At 29.6% G+C, this 23,212-nt stretch carries 19 protein-coding genes; 15 read left to right on the top strand and 4 right to left on the bottom strand.

What is annotated here, in order from left to right; genetic code table 11:
• Positions 1-53: 53 nt before the first annotated feature.
• From KO506_RS09770 to KO506_RS09755, 4 genes are all read right to left on the bottom strand, one after another.
• Positions 54-1,241, bottom strand: a complete 1,188-nt coding sequence (locus KO506_RS09770; protein WP_215994726.1) for an acetate/propionate family kinase — start codon at positions 1,239-1,241, stop codon at positions 54-56.
• A gap of 2 nt (positions 1,242-1,243) precedes the next feature.
• Positions 1,244-3,337, bottom strand: a complete 2,094-nt coding sequence (gene pta / locus KO506_RS09765) for a phosphate acetyltransferase (protein ID WP_215994725.1) — start codon at positions 3,335-3,337, stop codon at positions 1,244-1,246.
• A 100-nt stretch (positions 3,338-3,437) separates the two neighbouring features.
• Positions 3,438-5,066 (bottom strand): acyl-CoA carboxylase subunit beta, encoded by a 1,629-nt coding sequence (locus tag KO506_RS09760; RefSeq protein ID WP_215994724.1) that lies wholly within the window; start codon positions 5,064-5,066, stop codon positions 3,438-3,440.
• 72 nt (positions 5,067-5,138) lie between these two features.
• Complete coding sequence (locus KO506_RS09755) at positions 5,139-9,605, bottom strand: T9SS type B sorting domain-containing protein (protein ID WP_215994723.1); 4,467 nt, start codon at positions 9,603-9,605, stop codon at positions 5,139-5,141.
• Between the two features lie 245 nt (positions 9,606-9,850).
• Here KO506_RS09755 and KO506_RS09750 point away from each other — a divergent pair, with 245 nt between their 5' ends.
• From KO506_RS09750 to KO506_RS09680, 15 genes are all read left to right on the top strand, one after another.
• Positions 9,851-11,194: a microtubule-binding protein gene (locus tag KO506_RS09750; protein ID WP_215994722.1), complete on the top strand. Its 1,344-nt coding sequence runs from the start codon at positions 9,851-9,853 to the stop codon at positions 11,192-11,194.
• 171 nt (positions 11,195-11,365) lie between these two features.
• A complete protein-coding gene (locus tag KO506_RS09745) occupies positions 11,366-11,917 on the top strand; it encodes a hypothetical protein (protein ID WP_215994721.1) in 552 nt (183 codons plus the stop codon).
• On the top strand, positions 11,918-12,961 hold the full coding sequence (locus KO506_RS09740; RefSeq protein WP_215994720.1) for a hypothetical protein: 1,044 nt from the start codon (positions 11,918-11,920) through the stop codon (positions 12,959-12,961).
• 41 nt (positions 12,962-13,002) lie between these two features.
• The gene (locus KO506_RS09735) at positions 13,003-13,329 is read left to right on the top strand and encodes a four helix bundle protein (RefSeq protein WP_354667552.1); all 327 of its coding nucleotides are present in this window, start codon (positions 13,003-13,005) and stop codon (positions 13,327-13,329) included.
• A 148-nt stretch (positions 13,330-13,477) separates the two neighbouring features.
• Positions 13,478-15,439 (top strand): AAA family ATPase, encoded by a 1,962-nt coding sequence (locus KO506_RS09730; protein WP_215994719.1) that lies wholly within the window; start codon positions 13,478-13,480, stop codon positions 15,437-15,439.
• Positions 15,440-15,445: 6 nt separating this feature from the next.
• A complete protein-coding gene (locus KO506_RS09725; RefSeq protein WP_215994718.1) occupies positions 15,446-16,213 on the top strand; it encodes a YwqG family protein in 768 nt (255 codons plus the stop codon).
• A gap of 12 nt (positions 16,214-16,225) precedes the next feature.
• Entirely contained in the window at positions 16,226-16,816 is a 591-nt protein-coding gene (locus KO506_RS09720) for an NUDIX domain-containing protein (RefSeq protein ID WP_215994717.1), read from the top strand.
• Positions 16,813-17,265 (top strand): RDD family protein, encoded by a 453-nt coding sequence (locus KO506_RS09715; protein ID WP_215994716.1) that lies wholly within the window; start codon positions 16,813-16,815, stop codon positions 17,263-17,265. The genes KO506_RS09720 and KO506_RS09715 overlap by 4 nt, the downstream gene beginning before the upstream one ends.
• 71 nt (positions 17,266-17,336) lie before the next feature.
• Positions 17,337-18,572, top strand: a complete 1,236-nt coding sequence (locus tag KO506_RS09710; RefSeq protein ID WP_215994715.1) for a DUF6638 family protein — start codon at positions 17,337-17,339, stop codon at positions 18,570-18,572.
• A gap of 249 nt (positions 18,573-18,821) precedes the next feature.
• Positions 18,822-19,349, top strand: coding sequence for a hypothetical protein (locus tag KO506_RS09705; RefSeq protein ID WP_215994714.1), 528 nt, complete (start codon positions 18,822-18,824; stop codon positions 19,347-19,349).
• Positions 19,350-19,414: 65 nt separating this feature from the next.
• Complete coding sequence (locus KO506_RS09700) at positions 19,415-21,103, top strand: hypothetical protein (RefSeq protein WP_215994713.1); 1,689 nt, start codon at positions 19,415-19,417, stop codon at positions 21,101-21,103.
• Between the two features lie 344 nt (positions 21,104-21,447).
• The gene (locus KO506_RS09695) at positions 21,448-21,807 is read left to right on the top strand and encodes a DoxX family protein (protein WP_215994712.1); all 360 of its coding nucleotides are present in this window, start codon (positions 21,448-21,450) and stop codon (positions 21,805-21,807) included.
• Entirely contained in the window at positions 21,800-22,207 is a 408-nt protein-coding gene (locus KO506_RS09690) for an OsmC family protein (RefSeq protein ID WP_215994711.1), read from the top strand. The genes KO506_RS09695 and KO506_RS09690 overlap by 8 nt, the downstream gene beginning before the upstream one ends.
• Before the next feature lie 116 nt (positions 22,208-22,323).
• Positions 22,324-22,857 carry an NADPH-dependent FMN reductase gene (locus KO506_RS09685; RefSeq protein WP_215994710.1) on the top strand — a complete coding sequence of 178 codons (534 nt, stop codon included), beginning with the start codon at positions 22,324-22,326 and terminating at the stop codon, positions 22,855-22,857.
• 2 nt (positions 22,858-22,859) lie between these two features.
• Complete coding sequence (locus tag KO506_RS09680; protein ID WP_215994709.1) at positions 22,860-23,108, top strand: glutaredoxin family protein; 249 nt, start codon at positions 22,860-22,862, stop codon at positions 23,106-23,108.
• Positions 23,109-23,212 lie beyond the last annotated feature (104 nt).

The following is a 23,212-nucleotide window of genomic DNA, read 5'->3' as shown; positions in this document are numbered from 1 at the left end:
CAATTTAATAAGGTATTTCTGAAAATTTTTATCTTCAGAAATACCTTTATTTTTTATTTTATTAAATCGTAAGATTGTTTAGCTATTTCTATCTCTTCATTAGTAGGTATTACTAATATTTTTACTTTTGATGTTTCTGTTTGAATTTCTCTAATTTCTTTAGAGCGAACATTATTTTTATCAATATTTAAATCAATACCTAAGCCATCTAAATTTTCACAAGACAATTTTCTCATTAATGCCGAATTTTCTCCAATACCAGCAGTAAAAATAATTGCATCTAAACCATTTAAAACAGCACTATAAGTACCAATAATTTTTTTAATTCTATAAGCAGCTAGGTTTAATGCATTTTGGCAATCTTGGTTACCATTTTCTGCTTTTTCAGAAATTTCTCTTAAATCAGAAAAACCAGTAAGACCTTGCATACCAGAATTTTTATTTAATAAATTAGATACTTCCTCAGCAGTTTTGTTAAGCTTTTTAATTAAAAAGAAAATTACAGAATGGTCTATATCTCCAGAACGTGTACCCATAACTAAACCATTAGAAGGTGCAAACCCCATAGAAGTGTCTACACATTTACCATCTTTTACTGCAGCCATACTACAGCCATTACCTAAATGAATTGTAATGATTTTTTTTGATTTTTCAGCACCTAAAAACTCAATTGCTTTTTCTGATACATATTTATGGCTTGTGCCATGAAAACCATATGCTCTAATATAATGTTCGTCTAAAAATTTATTTTTTATTGCATATTGATAGGCTTCTTTAGGCATTGTTTGATGAAAAGCAGTATCAAAAATTGCAATTTGTTTTGCAGATGTAAAAATTGTTTCTGCAATTTCTATACCAGTTAAATTTGCAGGATTATGCAAAGGAGCTAAATCAAATAAATCGCGAATATTATCTTTAACTTCTTTGTTTACAATTGTTGTTTTACTGAATTTGTTTCCTCCATGAACAACTCTATGACCAACAGCTTCAATTTCATCAACAGTATTAATAACACCAACATTATTATCTAATAATGCTTTGGCAACTTTTTGTAAACCTATTTCATGATTTAAAATTGGTAACGTTTCAGTAGATTTTTCACCACCTTTTTCGTGTGTGAAAATAGCATCTTGCATACCAATTCTTTCTACTAAACCTACACATTTAACGTTTTCTTGAGGCATTTCTATTACCTGATATTTTAATGAAGAAGACCCTGCGTTTAAAACTAAAATATTCATAATTATTCTTGTTCTGCTTGAATTGCGGTTAATAAAACTGTATTAAAAATATCATCTACTGTACAACCTCTACTTAAATCGTTAACAGGTTTATTTAAACCTTGTAACATTGGCCCAATAGCTAAAGCTCCTGTTTCTCTTTGAATGGCTTTGTAAGTGTTGTTACCTGTATTTAAATCTGGAAAAATTAATACTGATGCTTGGCCAGCTACTTTAGAATTTGGCATTTTAGTTTTTGCCACAGACATATCTACAGCTGCATCATATTGTATAGGTCCTTCAATTTTTAAATTAGGATTTTTTTCTTTTACGATTTCTGTTGCTTTTCTAACTTTTTCTACTTCTTCACCTTTTCCAGAACTACCTGATGAATAGGATAGCATAGCTACTTTGGCTTCTATACCAAAAGCTTCTGCAGATTGAGCAGAAGATATTGCAATTTCTGCTAATTGTTCTGCATTTGGGTTGGGATTTACAGCACAGTCTCCCATTACAGAAACTCTATCTGATAAACACATAAAAAATACTGATGAAACTACAGAAACACCTGGCTTTGTTTTTATTAGTTGTAAAGAAGGTTTTATAGTGTGCATTGTAGTGTGTACAGCTCCAGAAACCATTCCATCTGCTAAACCATTCATAATCATTAAGGTTCCATAATAAGAAACATCTCTGGTTAAATCATTTGCAGTAGTTTCAGTCATTCCTTTATGTTTACGAGCTTCGTATAAAGTTTTACCAAAATCATCATTATGAATAGAGTCTTCAGGATTTAAGATATTAATACTATCTAAATCAATTTGTAAACCTATTTGATCACATTTTAGCTGAATTGTATTTCTATCTCCCAATAAAGTTAAGTCTACAATATCTAATAATTGTAAACGAGCTGCAGCTTTAATAATTCTTTCATCATCACCTTCTGGTAAAACAATATGTTTCTTTTTAATTCTTGCTTTTTGCAATAAATTATATTGAAACATACTTGGTGTTAACTTGTCTGATTTATGAGACGTTAATTTATTTGTTAAACCTTCTGCATTCACGTATTTATCAAAAGTATCTAAAGACAATAAAATCTTTTTTTCGTGTGTTGCATAAATTTTAGATTTAACAGAACCAATTTTATTGGTGATTTTAAAAGTTCCACCATCAGCTAAAATAATTGGCACAGTAGATTGTACACCTTCTATTAATTTAAGTATAGATTCTTCAGGAGTTAATGTACCCGTTAAAATAATACCAGCAATTTTTGGATAATTACTAGAAGCATTTGCTTGTAATGCACCCAAAATAATATCTGCTCTATCTCCAGGAGTTACTACTAAAGCATTTTCTTTAATACGTGTTAAATAATTACGAAGTTGCATTGCACCAGTACTGTAACTACCAATAGCATTATCTAAAAACTGCTCGCCAAATAAAACACGACCATTTAAAGCCTGAACTACTTCTTTTACAGTTGGAAATGTTAAGAAATCAACTTTAGGAATAATGTCTATTTGTAGGTTTTTAGGAAAACTTTTTTGAAGTTCATTTCTTATATAATCTACTTCATCAACCTCTATTTTATTAGCTACAATACCAATCACATCTACTTCTTTAGTAATAAAAGAATTGTAGGTAAGTTGCATTGTATTTATAAAATCTTTCTTCTTTTTACCATTTCCTGCACCAACAATTAATGCGGGTGCATTTAAGTTTTTGGCAATCATTAAATTAACATCTAATTCAGTAAAACCACCTTCACCAGAAAAATCTGTACCTTCTACTAATACATAATCGTATTTGGCTTCTAATTTTTTATATTTTTTGATGACATTGTGAATTACATCATCAGATTTACCTTCACTTAATAACTCTACAACTTCACTTTGTTTGTAAGCATAGCAGTCATCATAATCGATATCTAAATTAAAAAAATTAATAGCAGTATTTGTATGGTCATCATACTTACTGTCTTTTACTTCATTTATTATAGGTCTAAAATAACCAACTTTAGAAGATTTGGTTAACATCATTCTTAAAAGACCTAAAGAAATTAAAGATTTACCACTATCAGATTCTATTGTGGCAATATATATAGCTTTACTCATGTTTTATGAAAATTTGTTAGATTACAAAAATAATAGTTATACCAAGTGCGATTTATGATATTAATCATTAAATATGGATTAAAAATAATCCTGTTTTTTATTATACTTGTAACACTCCCATGTTAAACTGTTTTTCAATAGGAGCGTGGTTTGCAGCTTCTATACCCATAGAAATCCAAGTTCTGGTTTCTAAAGGATTTATTACTGCATCTGTCCAGATTCTTGCTGCAGCATAATAAGGTGAAATCTGCTTGTCATAGCGTGATTTTATTTTATCAAATAATTCAGCTTCTTTTTCTGGTGTAATTTCTTCGCCGCGTTTTTTTAAGGAAGCTGTTTCTATTTGCAATAAAACTTTTGCAGCAGAATTACCACTCATAACAGCCAATTCTGCACTTGGCCAAGCTACAATTAACCTTGGGTCGTAAGCTTTACCACACATTGCATAATTTCCTGCTCCATAAGAATTACCAATAACAATTGTAAATTTTGGAACTACAGAATTACTAACTGCATTTACCATTTTTGCACCATCTTTTATAATGCCTCCATGTTCTGATTTAGAACCTACCATAAAACCAGTAACATCTTGTAAGAAAACTAAAGGTATTTTTTTCTGATTGCAATTGGCAATAAAACGTGTAGATTTATCAGCAGAATCGTTATAAATAACACCACCAAATTGCATTTCTCCTTTTTTAGTTTTTACTAATTTACGTTGATTGGCAACAATACCAACAGCCCAACCATCAATTCTGGCGTAACCTGTTATTATGGTTTTTCCATAGCCTTCTTTGTATTGTTCAAATTCAGAATTATCTACCAAGCGTTTTATGATTTCTAACATATCATATTGTGCATTTCTTTCTTTTGGTAAAATTCCGAAAATATCGTCTTCGTTTTCTTTTGGCGGAAAAGCTTCTGTTTTACTAAAACCAGCTTTATCATAATCACCAATTTTATCAACAATAAATTTTATTTTATCTAAAGCATCTTTATCATCTTTTGCTTTATAATCTGTAACACCAGATATTTCGCAATGTGTTGTTGCGCCTCCTAAAGTTTCGTTATCTATGCTTTCGCCAATTGCAGCTTTTACCAAATAACTACCTGCTAAAAAGATACTTGCAGTTTTATCTACAATTAAAGCTTCGTCGCTCATAATTGGTAAATAAGCACCACCTGCAACACAGCTACCCATAACTGCAGAAATTTGGGTAATACCCATACTACTCATTATGGCATTGTTTCTAAAAATACGACCAAAGTGTTCTTTGTCTGGAAAAATTTCATCTTGCATTGGCAAATAAACACCTGCAGAATCTACCAAATAAATTATCGGAATTTTATTTTCTATGGATATTTCTTGTGCACGTAAATTCTTTTTTCCTGTTATTGGAAACCAAGCTCCAGCTTTTACAGTTGCATCATTAGCCACAACAATACATTGTTTGTCTTTAATGTAGCCCATTTTTACAACTACACCTCCAGAAGGACAACCACCATGTTCTGCGTACATATCATCACCAGCAAAAGCTGCTATTTCTATAGATTTTGCATTAGTATCTAAGAGATAATCAACTCTTTCACGAGCTGTCATTTTTCCTTTTTGATGATGTTTGTCTATTCTTTTTTGTCCACCACCTAATTTTACTTTGGCAAAACGTCTTTTTAAATCAGAAACTAAAAGTTTGTTATAATCTTCGTTTTTATTGAAGTTGATATCCATCTACATCGATTTCTTAAGTTTATGCTAAATTAAGAAATAATAGTGGCTTTTGTTAACAAAAATTTTGGCTTTCTATTTTCTTAACAGTGAGAAATTTCCTTTTTTATTGATGGTGGGTTTATTAGTATCAGCAGGAATTAGTGTAATATTATACCAGTAATCATCAGAAGGGAGTAGTTTGCCTTGATACATTCCATCCCAACCTTGGCTGTCTATAGGTTCTTGTGCCACTAATTTACCATATCTATTAAAAATATTGATACTCGCATTTGGATAAAATGTTTTATTTGCTCCTTTTACAACCCAAGTGTCATTATAACCATCTGCATTTGGAGTAAAATATTTTGGAAATTGAATTACAGAAACATCTAAGGTTGTGTCTGGTGAACAACCATTTTTATCATTTACAATAATGGTGTAAATTCCGCCTTCTAAATTCTCGAAAAGAGGTTCGTCTTGAAAACCAATCATCGGAATTCTTTCATTATTTTCTGTGGTGTTTATTATAGCAAATTGATAATCTCCAGGGCCTAAATCATTATTGATAACATCAATAGAAACGGATAAATTATCTTCGCTACTAATATTGTTAGATTCATCAATTATGGTGATAAAACTGCTTTCTAAAGTAGCAATGTTAGATGCATTTACTTCAATAGTTTCTACTCTTTCACAAAAAGTACCATTGGTTGTTGTAGCTGTAACTGTATATTTACCAGCAGTTGTTACATCAATATTATCAACAGAAGTTGTGTTTAAAGTGTTTCCATTTTCGTCTTTCCAAACATAAGTATACACATCTCTTGGGCTTTCAGCTGATATATTTAATGGCAAATCATTTAAACATAAAATTTGAGGAGTAGTTACCATAATATCTGGTAAAGGATTCACAATTACATCAAAAGTAGCATCATCATTAACACAAAGTGTTTGTTTGTTTTGTATGCGAACATAAAATGTTTCTGTGGTATTTGTGTTTTGATAAGGAGAAACTACAGGATCATCACCAGAAGTAGCATCTGTTTGTGATTTATGAAAAGTAACATTAAAATCATTAGGACTTTGAGAAGCACCTAAAATTTCTGTTATTTTACTGTCTAAATCTATGTTTTGTACAATTCCATTGGCATCATCACCATCTAAATCATCATCACAATAGGCTAAGTTTGTTGGTGTTTCAAAAGTTGGTTCTGGGTTTACAATAACATCAAAATTAGAAATTCCGTTAACACACATCGAATTTGTGTTTAAGATTCTAACATAAATAGTTTCTCTATCTTGAGTATTATTTGTGTAAGGAGAAACCAAAGGCAGATTTCCAGATTGAGCATCAGCCAAAGAACGATGGTAAGTTACAGTGTGAATATTGGAATCTTGAGTGCCTAAAATACCAGCAGTTTGCGATTCTAAATCAATAGATTGCGAAAAACCATTTCTTGCAGAACCATCAGAATTGTCATCACAAACCTCTAAATCATCTACAAAATTGGCAATTGGTACAGGATTTACAACTAGATTAAAAGAAGTGTGATCTGTAAAACAACCAGTTGTATTATTTGTAACACGAACATAAATTGGTTGAGAATCGCGAATTGTGTTTTCAAAAGGCGAAGTTAATTCGTCAATTCCTACATTAGCATCAGTTTTAGAATCATGATAAGTTACAGTGAAATCCGTAGCATTTTGACCATTTAAAATGTCTGTTGTTTGTGATTCTAAATCAAAATATTGTACAATTCCGTTTGCAGTATCACCATCTAAAACGTCATCACATAATTCTAAATCTGGAACTATTTCAGCTGTTGGTACTGAATTTGTTTTTAAGTATAACTCTCCTGTTCCAGAACAATTATTATTGTTTTTGTTTGTAATTTTAAAATAGATTGTTTGTCTTGTTATGTTTGATGGATATGCTGTGTTTCTATAATTAGATATGTCTACAATAGCATTGATTACAGCAGTTCTGTCTTCTGTAGTTTCGTAGTAAGAAACTTCTAAATCAGGTTGTAATAGAACTGGGAAAAATGCTAAAATTTCAGTATTTGCATCACTAAAATCAAAATTAGTAATTCCATCAGTATCATCATTTAAAGTGCCATCTGTTCCATCTTTTTGTAAAAAATCATCACAAACAGCAGGAAACTCTTTATAATAAATAACATCTGCAGAAGCTTCTACAGATAAATTTATTTTAGAAATGCGATAACAATTTTGATCTGAAATTGTTCTAACCCAAGCTTCACCAGTTTGATTTACAGGATAACGTAATTTATCAGCAACTTCTGGAGTGCCAGCAATTGCATCTGTTTCTGTTGCAAAGTATTCAAAAGTTTCATTCTGAGAATTGGTAGAAATACTAATTTCAGCTTCTGTTAGATTTACTGTAGAAACTCTATCTAAATCATCATCACATTGTAACAAATCTACTTCTTGAGTTGTATCTGGTAATGAATCTACAATTAATTCTATACTTGTATTGGCATCATAACAACCAAAATTATCTTTATTTTCTACTCTAATATATAGAGTTTGTGAGTTGGTAACTGAATAATTTGAGTCTTTATCAACAATTGTTGCAACATCATTATTTTCTGCTCCAATTTGAGTGGTGTGATAACTTATAAGATATTGAGTACTATTTAAAGAACCTAAAATTTCAGAATCTTTAGTGTTTAATAAAAAGGTATTTACAATTCCATCAGTATCACTAGAACTTTCTGTGTTATCACAAATTCGATAAGGTTGTGGTTGTGTTGGTGTTGGGTAATCTGTTACAGCTAAAACAAAATCAGTAATTGCAAAACAAGCATCTATAGCATTAGTGTTTTGAACTCTAGCATAAATAGTTTCAGAAGAAAATGCAGTAGGATTATTATAAGGATTTGGTAAAGGGTTGTTACCAGAATTGGCATCATCTAATGTGTTAAAATATAAAACATCAAAAACTTTTGGGTCTAAACCATCTAATATTTCATTATTTAAATCTGCTTGAAAATCAAACTTATTAAAACCATTTCTATCTATATCACAAAAATAAATATCATCAGGTTTGTTAGCATAAGCAGCTTCAAAAACTTCTACATTAAAAGTTCCATTATATTGCGTAACTACACCACAATCATCTGTTATTTCTATCTTTAAAGCATATTCTCCTGCATTAGAAAGTTGAATGTTGGTTAAAACTAAGGTTCCTGGGTTTGTTGTAGGTGTAATATCTGTAGGCGGATTAATACCATCATCAAACGTCCAACTATAAGTAGCTCCAGTTCCTGTAATGTCTTCAGAAATAATGGTTTTATCTTGACCAATACAAAATTGTGCGTCTGTATTATTAATAGATACATTAGTGTCAGTATCTAAAATTTCGATAGGTAATAATAATGATGATATAAATGGAGGCAAACCTTCATCTGTAAGTCTACCATTTAAATTTACTGCATTTTCTGTGTAAACAACTTTATCAGCATCTTCATCTGGATTTTCTATAACATCTAGAAAAAAGGAATCAGGAATGGATGCATATATTTTACCATCAGGAGCTAACTGTAAAGCACCTCTATATCCGTTTCTATTTACAATTGTTTTTTTGCTTGCTGCAATATTACTACTCTCTAAATCAAATTGAAAAACAGAAAAACCTCCATTATAACTAGAGGCATATAGTTTGTTAGATTGAGGAGAAAAAGAAACTCCATAAGGAGATTCTCCTGAAAATCTTGAAATTAATGTTTCTGATGAAAATTGATCAACTTTACCAGTTGCATTATCAAAGTCGAATAAAACTAAACTACCACTTATATTACTTCCTGAAGAATTAAAATCTGCAAAAGCAATTTTTTTTCCATTGGGTGATACTTGTAAATACCCTCTTTTATCAGAAGCAGAAAAATTTACTTGACTTGTTATTATATTACTGATGTCAACTCCAGCATCTGTAATTTTATAACTATAAAAAGTGTTTCCAGCATAAGATACTACCCAATAAACATTACAATCAGCTCCTTTAACAGCAGCTACTTTTTCAGACCAAATACTGCTATTGTCTGTATTTGTGTTAGGATTAATAGCTAAATTTGTAGGCCCTCTAGTTATCTCTCCTAAGCCACTATTTTTAGACATATCTATAGTGTAAAAATTAAAACCTGGATTCGGATTATTTGCACTACCAACAAAATCTGTACCAACTGTAAATAAATAATAAATAGTAGTTGAGCCAGGTTTAGGTATAATCATACCAGATTGTGTACTAGATGGGTTTCCTTTTAAATTATTAGCCAAACTACCATCAGAATAAGTCATTAAACGATGCTCTTTAGTGTAAACTTCAATACCATCAGAATAAAAGAGTAATTCTCCAGTAGGAGAAGAGAATGAAGAACAACCTTCATCTGTATTTATTTGACCGTCTGTAAGTGCTGTTGGTGGACTAGTACTAAAATCTAAACCAGCATTTTGACCAAAATACCAAATGTTAGCTTCTTTTTGAGAGAATAAATTAATTGTAAAAATAAATATAAAAAAAGGTAATAATTTCTTCATTTAAGAATTTTAGAAAAATAAGAGTTCAAATATATTTAAAAAGTATTGAAAAATATTTTTTTTAACAATGTTAAATACTAATGATTTTAAAGTTTAAGTAAGATTTTTCTTAAAAAAGTAAAAATAATTGTAACAAAATTTAAATTTTGGCAACATATATTTAGTGATAATATTATTTCTTATACTAAAAAAAAATAACGAAATTGCTTGTCTAAAAATTGTACAACCTTAAAAACTAAAAAAATATGTCTGATGATTTTGATTTATTAGAAACTAATTCTGCTGAAAAAACTGAAAAGGTAGATGTAAATTGGGGTAAAGCTGTAGATACTATGAAGTCTAAATTGGCTCAAGAAGATGACCCTCAACAACGTCAAAAAATCTTAAATGCTACCTTAGATGATGTTGTGCATATGGCTGAAAAAGATAGAACTACATTGTTGGATGCCATTAAAGACCTTACAGATTATCAAGATGAAGTTGGTATTATGTTCGAAAAGTTTTCGGCATTAAACCCAACAGAACAAAAAGTTATAGACGATGCTCAAAAAGAATTAGAAAGAGCTAGAATAGAACTAGAAGATGCACAAAATAAACCAGATACTTGGTGGAATAACCTTTGGGGACGTAAATCGAAGATTAAAAAAGAAGAAGTTGAGTTTGCAGAAGCAGAAAAAATTAGATCAGGAGCTGATAATAAAGCGAAAGCAATGTTTCAACAACGTATAGAAAGTGCAGATATTCAAACTTTATTGAGCGAACTTTCTTATAAATCTCAAGCCGCTGTTAGTCGTTTAAAAAATAGAGAGGTAGAAATTAAAGAAGTAGAAGAAAAGTTAAAAACGGCTATAGTAGAGGCTTCTAAAAACCATACCAAAGCTTTAGAAAAAAAGAAAGAAATAGAAGGTAAGTTAGAAGAGCAATATGCTTTATTAAAACAATCTCGTCAAGAGTTAGATGAAATTGCAGACAAACAATCTACAGAATATTCAGAAGCCATAGGTAAAGTAACCACTTTTGAGCAAAAAGTAGAAGAGTTAGAAGGTCTTAAAAATGCGTATACAACATTAGCTGCCTCAAAAGATAGTTTTGTGCATAAACATAATTTAACCATTAAAGTATTAACTTCTTTACGTTCTAATTTACAAACACACAGAGCAAAATTAAAGTCAGATACTGAAGAGAGATTAAAGTATTATGATGGATATGTAGTTGCCTTAAAAGCAAGAACAGATCAAGAATTTGCGGCTATTTTAGAACATTTAGGTGTAAAAACTGATGAGCATATAGGTGCTACTTTAGCATCAATGCATTCTGCAAGTGCCAGAGCTCGTCAAGAAATGATGGACAATATTCCTGTTCACGAAAAAGTAATGAAAGGTGTATACAGCACTTATGCAGAAGCGTTGCAAGAAATTAGAGAAAAAGACGGAGATATTCAGAAGAACTTTGCAGATAGATATGGAATAGACATGAAAGAGATTTTCGAAGATTATTACAAAGCAGATAAAGAAACTCCAGTTTTAGAAGATAATTCCACAACAGAAGCACCTAAAAAAGAGGTTTCTGATGATGATATGTTAAGCTAATTTTTAAAAGAAAGTAATTGGTAGGGCGTTTCCCTGATGAAAAATCAGGGTCAGGCTTTCCATTATATCTTTTTTCTGAAAAAGGAAAAAGGATGCCATTTCAATCCTTAACGCAGGCTTCTTTAAAAAGGTAATTGATTGAAAATAGCTAAAAGAATATTAAATTAGATTATGGAAGAGTTTTTAAGAAAAATAAAGCTAATTGACAATTTTTCAATTTCGTTAAATACAAATAAAAATGATTTTGTTACAGTTTTGAGAAAGAACGTTGATGAAGATGATATTGATAGTTTTTTTTCTAGTGCTTTTGAAATTTTCTCACAAAGTAAAAACGTTTTTAAGGGTAGAGCAAATCACTCAGGGTTTAAAATAAGAAAACGTAAAAGGTTTTTTGATAGGCAATTTGGTTTTGCAAAAGCCACAGGAAATTATAGAGAAAAGGATGATAAATTAATAGTTACTGGGCAAATAAAATCTTGGAATAATTTTATGTATTTCTTTTTTGGTTTTGCAGTACTAATTTATACAGTTTTTATATTAAGCTTTATTTTTAATGTTAATTCTTTTGATGATGGAAGTTATATTGCAATTCCATTTATAATTATTCACGCTGCTTTTATGTTTGGTATTCCATATTTTGCAATGAGGAGTGGTTTAAAAAAACTGAAACGAGATTTAGAAAGAGAATTTCACTTTATTGTTAGTAAAAATAACCATTTATAAATGATAACAACACCTTTAGATTCTGCTGTTTTAAACACCAAAGAACAATACGTTTTTTATCACAAAATGGTAGATTTTGTTTTAAAAGAAATCATTGTAAGAATACAGCAAGAGCAATTATGTAGCCAACAAGAAGTGGTTTTTTTTAAGCAATATTCAGATTTACTTTTATATTCAATAGAAGCCATGCGTATTAAATATATGTATGATGAAGAAGATAATATGAAAGTAGATTTAACAGATTCTGGATTTCCTAATTATTTAGAGTTTAGATATTTATATAACGATTTAGAGCTGAGGAAACAATATTTAGATAAACTAGTTGATACTTATGTTTTAAAAGAACAATTTTTAGATACGCTTTTAAGAAAGAAACAACCCATCAAAAAAACAGAACTTTTTAAAGCATCATCAATCATTTATTATACATCAGTAGAAAGACAATTCATCTTTAATCGATTTGTGCAAGGTAAAATTTTAGATGCTCCAAAAGATGCGAATTACGATTATGTTACCAGCTGGAGTTTTTACGATGTTAGTCATAATAGACCATTTATCTGTTTTATGTATTTCAATTACGATGGAAATAATGCGATAAAAGATAAAGAAAAAATTTATCAAACCTTAAAAGAAAGTGCAGATAGAGAAATGTCTTTGGACACAATGGCTTATAATATTGATCGAAAATTAACAGGAATTCAACCAAAACACATCAAAAGAATAGATCTTGGGCCTTTACACAATGTTTTTGCTAAGGATGAAAACCAAATTACACACGCTATTTTAGGCGGAATTTCAAGTAAAACTGTTTCTTTAGAATCTTATGCGGTTTCTTTAACGATTGATGAAGTTTTTTCTGGAGACACATTTACAGAAGGCGGATTTTTCTCAAAACAAACCATGCAAAAATGGAGCGATGTTATCAAACAAAAATACCTTTTTGCACCACATAGAATTATTCAACTTTTGCACAATCAAATTCCTAGGTCACTAGATAATTTAGCCAAAGAACCTATTCAAATGGCAGACCTTAAAGTTAAGTAGGCAGTTTGCAGTATGTCAGTAATCAGTTTAAAAAAATAAAAATGAGTTTTAAATCATTATTAGCATATAAAAAAGGATTTAGTTTAGCTATGGAGATTTTTCAATTGACAAAAACTTTTCCAAAATCTGAACTTTTTGGTTTATCATCTCAGATAATCCGTTCAAGCAGATCAGTTTGTTCAAATATATCAGAGGGATATAGAAAAAGGCAATATGAAAAACATTTTAAAAGTAAAATTTCAGATGCTGATAGTGAAAACTCTGAAACTCAATTATGGTTAGATTTTGCAAATGCATGTAAATATATTTCAGAAGAGAGGAAAAATGATTTACAATTTAAAAGTGAAGAAGTAGGAAAAACTTCTTAATTATATGATGAACAATCCTGATAAGTTCAGATAAATTAGTAAACATTTTAAAGTATAACTGATTAATAAAAATATAAAATAATAAAAGTTCAGTAAGAAAGTCAGATGATGACTGCCAACTGCCAACTGAAAAACTGCCAACTGAAAAATGGAACACAACTCAACTTTCCCAATCAAACAAAACGAATTAGATATGCTTCGTGATGAAGCTACAGATTATATAAAATCCGTTCAATGGGAGCAAGGTAATAAAGCAAAAAGTAGAGAAAAGGACGCAAAAGACGATTCTATTTTGCTGTATTTATCAAGAGCAAATAATGGAAGTAATGTAGAAATTACATCTGTTTCTAAAACTATTTTAGCGCTTAAAAAAAGATTATTGCCAGATTCAATTGCAATTCCTGTGCATTTAAATCAAACTTTATTTGCAGTGCAAGAAGGCTTAACTTTAGGAATTTGGATTAAAGATTCCTATTATGATGCATCAGGTTTATCTTCTTTAAATGAGCGTAAATCAGCATTAAATTCATCAGGAAAAAGAGAGTTTGAAAGTAAATTACAAACAGCAACCGCATTTCAATTATTTGCAACTGCTTATAAAATTTTGCACGATTTAAAACCATCTGCTAGTGATGATTTATCTGTAATGAAACAGAAATTTGCAGGAATTCCAGAAGTATCATTTTTATCACCTTTAAAAGGAATTGCCTGTGCTTTATTTTATTTTGATAAATATCTTGCACATCCAGAAATCATAAAATCAGACAAAGATGTTATCGATTTTACAGTAGTGTATTTCGAAGCTTTAATTGATGAAATTCAGTTACGTAAAAGTAGTTTAGAACACACAGAAACTATTGTTGATAGAACCTACAAACTAGAAAATTCTGATTTTGCAGTTTCTGGTTGGGAAAATGTTTTTCAGGGTACAGCAAAAAGTGTTGAGTTTAACAAAATTCAGTTCGAGCAAATTGTAGGGAACAAAGATGCCAAACATTTTGCACGTAGATTAACAGAAAGAATGCTGAGTTATGATTTTGAAGCGCAAAAAAATCCGTTTCAAGAATTAGGTGGATTTATGCCTGTTTTTATGGGATATGGAATCCCTGGAACAGGAAAATCGATGTTAATTGCAGCCATTGCCACTCGTTTAAAAGAACATTGTGACAATTTAGACATTCCGTTTTTATTTCATCCAATGCCAGACACGTTAATCTCAACTTTTCAAGGAGGTTCTGCAGAAAAAATGGTAGAATGGATGAAGCCTATGCAAGACCCTACAAAAATAATTTTTGCGCCTATTGATGATGCAGAAAATAATTTACAAGAAAGAACTGCACAAGGTGTTTCTGCAGGAGTTAAAGAGGTTATAGGTGTTTTCTTAAGATATACAGAAGGTGCTTATGCTGTAAATTACGGAAATTCTTCTGTAGGTTTATTTACCAATTTGCCAGAAATGTTAGACAAGGCTGTAATTTCTAGAATTCAAGGTAGATTTAAGATTGATGGAGCAAGAACCGAGCACGATTTTCTAGATCAAGATTACATTTGGTGGAAGAAATTTGAAAAAACAATTCCAGATTTTGTGAATATGCAAAACCCTAAAAATTACGATTTTTTAAAAGATCAAGGTTTAACCAAAAGTATGGGAGAAATTCTAAATGCTGTAGAAAAGCCATCAGAAGCAAGAGTTTTAGAAGCTTATGATATTGCAAATCAGAATCATAAAACGAACGAACATTCGTTTTTTGCAAGTTTGTATAAAGAAATTCAAAATATATTTCCATTCTTTTCATCAAGAGATGTTAGAAACATTCAGTCTGCAATTTCATTGCGATTAACAGATTTTGATTTAGAACAAGATTGGTTTGATAAGCCTGAAATTTACTTTAAAAAAGATTATCAAACGAAGTTTAATATGTTACAAGAATTAATGAAGGCCAATATGAAAGGCCTCGATTTTTCTGAAATTAGAAGACAAGAAGTTGTCAGATATTTAGACAATGTTGCCACAATTGCAGATACCGATTTTAAACGTAAAGTTGATGCAAGAGTAAATCAATTAAATATAGATTTAGAAGCGAGAGAACAATTTGAAAAAAGTAAGTAACTGTTTATGATTCCAAAATTTCTTAAGAAATACGAAGATGAGCTTAAAAAGTATGAAAGAGAGTTTGTTAAAATTAATGCTAAACCCATTAAATGTGAACTTCTAAAAGATGGTTTAAGTTTAAAAGAAAGTAAGTTTTTAGGTAAACCTTTTTTACCTTTAGATATAGAATATCCTAAAGACAAGAATGGTAATCCTATGATTATGATTGCTCAATTAAATTTTGAAGAAATTCCAAATTTAGAAAACTTTCCAAAAGATGGTATTTTACAACTTTTTTTATCACCTTTTGATTGGTATGAGGAAGATTTTAAAATATTTTATCACCCAAAGGAGAATTTAGATAAAGCCTTTTTAACTGATTTTTCTTTTCTAAATGAATCATATTATGAAGAATCTCCAATCTTTAAAATTCACAAATTATCTTTTGAAAAATCAATCGATAAAGGTAATTCCGAAGATTTACAATTTGATTTTTCATTTGACGGACTTTCTTATTGGGAGTTTGAGGAAACATTAACAGAAGATAAAAGAAATGATTTGTTCGATTTTTTTACTTGTGAAAGCCATAAAATTGGAGGTTATGCAGATTTTACTCAATCTGATCCTAGAAATTATGAAGGGAATAATGTAGACGATATTCAATTATTACAAATTGATTCTGAGGATGATATAATGTTTGGTGATAGTGGTTTGGGACATATTTTTATTAATAAGAAAAGTTTATTAGAAAAAGATTTTTCTAAAGCATATTTTTATTGGGATTGTTGCTAAAAATAAAAAAAAATGGAAATTAAAAAGAAAATTAACAACGTTTCATCAACCATAAAATCGAATGGTTGGGGGAAATTAGAAGACATAAATTTCGATTATACTTTTGAAAGTGGAACATCAAAAAACCTAACTTTCGAGATTTATGGTAAAAGTGATGGAATTGCCATTTTGTTATACAATCCTAAAACTAATAAAGTAATTTTATCCAAACAATTTAGAGTTCCTGTTTATGTTCACGGATTTTCTGATGGATTTTCTATTGAAGTTGTTGGTGGTGCAATAGATAAAGATGAATCTCCAGAACATGCTGCAATTCGCGAAACTGAAGAAGAAGTTGGGTACAAAATAGATAAAGTTAAAAGAATAAGTACGGTTTTTTTATCACCAGGAATTGTAAACGAAAAAGTGCACCTTTTTATTGGTGAATATTCTGATGAAAATAAAACAGAAAATGGAGGAGGAGTATTAGCAGAAGATGAAGAAATAGAAGTGTTAGAAACTGAGTTTTCAGATGCTTTAAAAATGACAGAAACCGAAGAAATTATTGATGCAAGAACAATTATGTTATTGCAATATTTACAGATTAATAAACTGCTAAAATGAGTGGATTAGAAGAGTTTGATAATTATCATGCTAAATTTGAAAAAGCAAGTATAGGAAGAAGAATAGTTGCGTCTGTAATAGATTTTATTATTTATTACTTTGTTTGTGTCTTTTTGGCATTAGTCTTAGATAATTCTTCTGAAAGCATTTTTAGCTTTCATTTAGAAGGTTTTTCAGCTTTAGTGGCATTTTTAGTTGGTTTTTTTCTTTGGCCAATTAGCGAAGGGATTTGGGGACAAACTATAGGAAAACGTTTTATAGATATTAAAGTGGTTTCTAAAGATTATTTAGATGTTAATATGGGGCAAGCTTTTGGTCGTTTTGTATTAGGATTTATTGATTGTTCTTTTATTAGCGGAATTATTGTAGCAATAATAAATAAAGACAACCAGAGAATTGGAGATATGGCTGCAGGAACATTTGTAATTAATAGTAAATATAAAGAATAAAAGAAGATGTTATTTTTTAATAGGTAAGAATAACTTTTAAAAAACTCAGAGATTCTCAGTGAAATAAGAATATGCAAAAACTAATCAAAGCCAATTTATACAGAAGCGAACTAATTCCTATTAGCGGAAAATTAGTAGAACGTTATAATAAATGTTTAGTAAAATTAGGTTTTACAAAAACCAAATTAACATCATTTTCTATAGACGGAATTGGTTGGAGTCCAGAAATTGCAGAAGAAAAAAATGAGGTGTTTTATTTAAATAATGGTGAAGCAAATCCGCAAGCAATAATAATTACACCATTGCAAAAAGGATTGCCAATTTACAATCCATTTCATTCTTTTGATGTAGAACTGATGAAATTAGTGTTTAGAACACATCAACAAAAAATTCAAAATATAACAAGAGATTCTGCACTTTGTATTGATTTTGATCAAAGTATTGATGTTTTTTACGAACCTTTAGATGTATTAAAATATCAAGATGTAGAAATCAAATTTCATTTAATAGATAATTTGCACAAAGCAAAAGAAGAACAATTAAAACTTATAGAAACTTTTCATAAAGACAATAATTTTATTGATGAAAACTTGCATCAAAAATTATTAAAATCAGCAAAAAAATATGGCGATTTAAGAGAAAGAGATATTAGTTTAGAGTCTATTATTTATACATCAGATTCATTTTATACCAAGGCGTTTGGGGGTATCTATTTGTTGAGAAACTTTATAAAACCAATTCTTGTTTTCGAAAATCAAGAAGCTTATAAAGAAGCAATAAATGACACAACTTATGATGTGTTGATGTTTCATATTTCACAACCAGAATTGATTACACAATTAAGAGATCACGTAATTATTGAGTGTGATTTAACAAAAGAGGTTGCTTCAAAAAGATATGAGCGAATTAAGAAATTCATTTTCGGAGAAGCTTTAAAAGAAACACAACATCCTGTAAATGATATTTTAAAGGATAAAATGTTGTTTAAAAGTTATTTGAACAAGGTTGATATTAAAACACGTAAAAAAGTAATGAGTGTAGAACGATATTTGGAGAAAAAACAAATAAATCCAGATATTAAAATTAAAGATATTGTAGATGAAGAATTTTATTTTTCATTGCACAAACCTCATTCATCATTAAGACCAAATCATCAAGATTTAATTTGGAAATTACTAATTAATATCGCACCAAAAGATGTGTTGTTTTGGTATTGGTATGATAAAGAAGATTTTTATGCAAATTTTAAAACCTGGCAAGAATCAAAAAAAGATTGGGTAATTGAAACAATTAAAACTGGGTTTTAGTTCTGTAAATTGAAGTTTAAAATTTGAAATTTGAAAATGAACTTAAAACTATAAAATTGTATATTTATAAAAAGAAAAAATAAGATTCATTTCCTGCAAGGTTTCAAAAACCTGGCAGGTATATATAGACAAAACTTAAGATAATCAATATAAAATCTATTTTTTAAAAGTTGCGTTTAAAAACATAAAATCAAAAAAATATAACAAACCAACAAGGTGTACAAAATCTTGCAGGATAAATAAAAAAATATGACATTAGAATTAATAATTTTCATAGCATCCATATTATTTGGAGCCGTTATTTTCTGGAGAGAATCTCAAACAAATGGAGTATATCGTTTTTTTAATAAAATAATGAACTCCAAAGAATTACAAATGAAACCTTCAGATAAAAAAGGTTTTGTATACCAACAATCATTTTTTCTAAGATTGATTTTTATTGTTGCCTTTTTTTTAATAGGTATAATTATAACTCGTTTTTTAATTCCTATAGATTTGGCAACAATTTCTTTATTTGCTTCCATGATTTTCGGAACTTTATTAGGCACTTATGTTGCAGGTTTTATTTTTAAATCATCAGAAGTAATCGAAGAACAATCAGAATCTTTAGAAGATAAATTTCAAGATGTTATTGAAAAAGGAAAAGATTTTATCGAAGATATTCAGAATAAAGAACCAGTTGCAATAGAAAAAGCTCAAGAAGAAATTAAAGAAGCACCAAAAGAAAATCAAAAAAGTGCAAGAGACAGATTAAAAGATAAAGGGTACTTAAAATAGTAATCGTTATTTGGCTGTAATCAGATGAAAAATAATAAGTGAATTCGTGGCAAAATATCTAAAAGATGATAAAAAATTATTGGAATAAAGGAGCAAAACAAAAAAGAATAGTCATTCTTTTAAGTATAGTATTCATTGGGTTACTTTTCTTTTTAAGAGACGATTATCAACCTGCGTTATTATTTTTCAGAAAATTTATTTTCATAATAATTTTATGTTTTACGGTTTTATTCTTCGGATTAAGAAAATTCAGAAAATCAGCAAAAACAGGTAGCAGAATAGGAATTTTATTTTTCCTAGCCTTGTTTTTTGGAGCTATTTATTACATAGGTTTTCATTCTAAAATGTACAATTATATGCAAACCTATAATGTATTTAACGATTTAAATAGAATAGAAATTGTAGAATTACCATTAACCCAAAACGAAAGAATTCAGCCATTAAGAAACATCTTTTCTATGGCAAATGAATCTGTGGGAGAAACCAAAGACGTTTCATTACCACATTTGGTAAGAATAGACGATTCTAATCAATGGACAATGGCTATTCAGCCAACAGAAAAATATTACTGGCAAGGTTTAAAAGACAATACAGAAGAAGTTTTTTCTGTGTCAAGTACAACACCTTTTCCACGTTTTTCATCAGAAAATAGAATTCCTGTAACCTTTTCAATTGGCGAATCTCTAAAGTTTAGTAGAAATACGTACAATGCAGTTGTTCAACGTTTAAATCCTTGGATGTTATTTAATTACGAACCAAGTGATACCTATTATATGAAAAATGATAAAGGTGCTTGGGTTGAGGTTGTAAGTTTAATAAAATGGAAAGGTTTCTTTTTTCCATACCCAACTTTTGGTGGAGTTATGGTTATCGAAAATGGAGAACATACTTTTTCTGATTATTTAGAAAGAATTACCATTGGTAAAGGAAAATACATCTCTCCAGATGAAATGAAAAACTATCAATTTTTAACCAAACAAAATACAGTAGCAGAAAAAGTATCGCGTTTGCAAGCCGAAAGTTTAAAATTCTTAGCAGGTTTTTCAGATCCATTACCTTGGAATATGAAAACCGCTGTTAAAATTCCAGATTTAGCAGACGATCAAAATCAACAACCTTTTGTAACCGATTTCGATTTTTCAGATACCAAAACAGGTGCTTACAGTGGTTTGTATCATTGGTTTGGTTTAGAGCCAGTTGGCTCAGAAAGAACCAGTTTAACCTTTAGTGTTTTTATACCTGCAGATGGTACAAATGCTTTATATTTTTACGATCATGCTTCTAAAAAAGAAGGGTATGCAGGGGTTTCTGCAATGCCTTTAAAGGTAATTGAATCTAGAAAAGAATACGATTGGTCTGTAAATAAACCTGTTGAATTTAGACCTTATATTAAAGAAATTGCAGGTAGAAAACGTATGTTTTTTTTAAGTACAATATCTGCCATAAAAAAAGAAAACTCACAGTTTGATGGTTCTGCAACTCCAGATTTGGCTTTAATTGATAGTGAATACAGAGATGTAGTTTGGATAGATGCCAAGCACCCAAGCAAGTGGAATGAAGAGGTTTATTTGCAATTGAATGAAGCTTGGAGAAGCAGCGAAAATCAGAATATTTATTTCGAAAAAGAGAAAACCATTTTAGAGCAAAACAGAGCAATATTAGATTCCATCCAGTTGTTATCCAATCAACAACAAAAGTTAGAAGAAATTAAGCGTTTGCAAAAACGAATAGATTCCATTAAAATGAATAACTAACTTTTGTTGCAAGTTTACGAAACAAACTTTTAGTATAAATATATTTTTATTTGAAGCTATTTCCTGCTTTTCGCACTCGCTTTTTTTGCCCCAAAAGGCAAAAAAGAGCTCAAACAATTGCTACAATCAGGGCTAGACTTGTTTGCTAGCATTTAGTTTGTTATATGTTTTATTATTCTTTATTTACAATATTCTTACTCATAGTTAGACTTTTTGCTGTAGAACATATATAACAAAATTAATCTTTATTTATTAATAGTACTTTAAAATATTTCCACGGATATATTTTCCTTGGTAAATATATTTTTAATTTGTAACTTTGTACAGAATTTATAATCAGTCAAATGAAAACAACCAAGATAATATATTACGTTTCAACAGCATTATTAACAGCTTTAATGCTTTTTTCTGCAGGAATGTATTTCTTTAATCATCAAGAAGTAGCAACCATGTTTGCCAATTTTGGGTATCCAACTTATATCATATATCCATATGCTGTTGCAAAAATATTAGGTATTGTAGCCTTATGGTTTATACCCATTAAAACAATAAAAGAATGGGCTTATGCAGGTTTTTTCTTTGCTTTTATATTAGCATTTTTCGCACATATAATGATTGGTGATGGAGAACAAATGGGAGCAGTTTTGGCAATGGTATTTTTAATTACATCATACATCACTAAAAAGAAAATAACTAATGGCTAAAAATAAAAATGTTTCAGTTGTTTTATCAGATAAAAACTATTTAGCAGAAGTAAAAGCTAGAAATCATTTCTTAGTAATAGACGAACCAGTTGCTTCTGGTGGAGATGATAATGGGCCAACTCCTGTAGAATATTTATTAACTGCTGTTGGTGGTTGTGTTTCAATAACCTTAAGAATGTATGCAGAAAGAAAAGGTTGGGATGTTGGTAAAATAACTGTTAACCTATCTCAAAAAGAAGAATTAACACCAAATGGAATTAAAAAATCTTTAGTAGAAGAAATTTCTTTCGAAAACGAAATAACTGAAGAACAAAAAACAAAACTATTAACAATTGCAGGGAAATGTCCTGTTGCAAAAATGGTTAAAGGAGAAACAGAAATAGCAACTAGTATTCAGTAAATCGGTCTTCAGTTGGCGGAATCAGTTTTCAGTATGTCAGTTCAAGTGATTTTTCTTTTTAGAAAAATTGAATCGAGAGCTATTAAATGAATATATAAACAGACAATTATAAAATTATGAAAAAAATATTAGCATTTGCAGGGAGCACAAGCTCAACTTCTATAAACAAACAATTGGCAACTTTTGCCGCAGAAAATTTAAAAAACACATATTTTGATGTAATTGATTTAAGAGATTTTTCTATGCCTGTATATAGTTCAGATGAAGAACAAAATGGTTTTCCAGAAAACGCAATTAAGTTCAATGCACTTTTAAATAATTACGATGGATTTATCCTGTCATTAGCAGAACACAATGGTTCTTATACAGCTGCATTTAAAAATATTTTTGATTGGAGTTCTAGATTAGAAGTAAATGTTTTTAGAGAAAAAGCTTTATTATTAATGGCAACTTCTCCAGGAGCAATGGGAGGTAGGTTTGTATTAGCAGCTGCAGAACAAAGATTTCCAAGACAAGGAGCCAAAACTATTACCACTTTTTCTTTACCAAGTTTTTATGATAATTTTAAAGAAGGTAAAATTGTTAATGACGATCTTTTATCAACATTAAAAACAAAAGTTGTAGAATTCGAAAATAATGTAAATCAATAATTATGAAAATTATTTTATACGGAAAAGCGGGTCATGCCTATACTGTAGCCTTTAAAAATTTTTTAAATTCAACTGATATTCCTTACACTTATAAAGATATTTCTAAGGATGTTGAAGCCAGAGAACACAGTAAAGAATTGTATAATGGAGTTGCAAAATACCCAACTTTGTTTGTAGACGATAAAGTTTTTTTAACTCCAACTACAGAAGAATTTAATAAAATAATGCAAGATTTAAAGTTAAGAGCGTAAATAATTTTAAGAGACAAGAGACAAGAGACAAGAGACAAGAGACAAGAGACAAGAGACAAGAGACAAGAGACAAGAGACAAGAAAGAAAAAAAATAAAAAAAAAA

Origin of the sequence: Polaribacter vadi (assembly GCF_018861005.1) — a bacterium.
Taxonomy (GTDB): domain Bacteria; phylum Bacteroidota; class Bacteroidia; order Flavobacteriales; family Flavobacteriaceae; genus Polaribacter; species Polaribacter vadi_A.
Note: the sequence above shows the minus strand (reverse complement) of the source record. Positions and strands in the feature narration are given on the sequence as shown.

Excerpts from the sequence above, each read along its gene's own strand:
- KO506_RS09710 (WP_215994715.1), top strand. The coding sequence starts at position 17,337 with ATGCAAAAACTAATCAAAGCCAATTTATACAGAAGCGAACTAATTCCT.
- KO506_RS09685 (WP_215994710.1), top strand. The coding sequence starts at position 22,324 with ATGAAAAAAATATTAGCATTTGCAGGGAGCACAAGCTCAACTTCTATA.
- KO506_RS09680 (WP_215994709.1), top strand. The coding sequence starts at position 22,860 with ATGAAAATTATTTTATACGGAAAAGCGGGTCATGCCTATACTGTAGCC.
- KO506_RS09735 (WP_354667552.1), top strand. The coding sequence starts at position 13,003 with ATGAGTTTTAAATCATTATTAGCATATAAAAAAGGATTTAGTTTAGCT.
- KO506_RS09700 (WP_215994713.1), top strand. The coding sequence starts at position 19,415 with ATGATAAAAAATTATTGGAATAAAGGAGCAAAACAAAAAAGAATAGTC.
- KO506_RS09755 (WP_215994723.1), bottom strand. The coding sequence starts at position 9,605 with ATGAAGAAATTATTACCTTTTTTTATATTTATTTTTACAATTAATTTA.
- KO506_RS09690 (WP_215994711.1), top strand. The coding sequence starts at position 21,800 with ATGGCTAAAAATAAAAATGTTTCAGTTGTTTTATCAGATAAAAACTAT.
- KO506_RS09720 (WP_215994717.1), top strand. The coding sequence starts at position 16,226 with ATGGAAATTAAAAAGAAAATTAACAACGTTTCATCAACCATAAAATCG.
- KO506_RS09695 (WP_215994712.1), top strand. The coding sequence starts at position 21,448 with ATGAAAACAACCAAGATAATATATTACGTTTCAACAGCATTATTAACA.
- KO506_RS09730 (WP_215994719.1), top strand. The coding sequence starts at position 13,478 with ATGGAACACAACTCAACTTTCCCAATCAAACAAAACGAATTAGATATG.
- KO506_RS09760 (WP_215994724.1), bottom strand. The coding sequence starts at position 5,066 with ATGGATATCAACTTCAATAAAAACGAAGATTATAACAAACTTTTAGTT.
- KO506_RS09740 (WP_215994720.1), top strand. The coding sequence starts at position 11,918 with ATGATAACAACACCTTTAGATTCTGCTGTTTTAAACACCAAAGAACAA.
- KO506_RS09750 (WP_215994722.1), top strand. The coding sequence starts at position 9,851 with ATGTCTGATGATTTTGATTTATTAGAAACTAATTCTGCTGAAAAAACT.
- KO506_RS09770 (WP_215994726.1), bottom strand. The coding sequence starts at position 1,241 with ATGAATATTTTAGTTTTAAACGCAGGGTCTTCTTCATTAAAATATCAG.
- KO506_RS09745 (WP_215994721.1), top strand. The coding sequence starts at position 11,366 with ATGGAAGAGTTTTTAAGAAAAATAAAGCTAATTGACAATTTTTCAATT.
- KO506_RS09705 (WP_215994714.1), top strand. The coding sequence starts at position 18,822 with ATGACATTAGAATTAATAATTTTCATAGCATCCATATTATTTGGAGCC.
- pta (WP_215994725.1), bottom strand. The coding sequence starts at position 3,337 with ATGAGTAAAGCTATATATATTGCCACAATAGAATCTGATAGTGGTAAA.
- KO506_RS09715 (WP_215994716.1), top strand. The coding sequence starts at position 16,813 with ATGAGTGGATTAGAAGAGTTTGATAATTATCATGCTAAATTTGAAAAA.
- KO506_RS09725 (WP_215994718.1), top strand. The coding sequence starts at position 15,446 with ATGATTCCAAAATTTCTTAAGAAATACGAAGATGAGCTTAAAAAGTAT.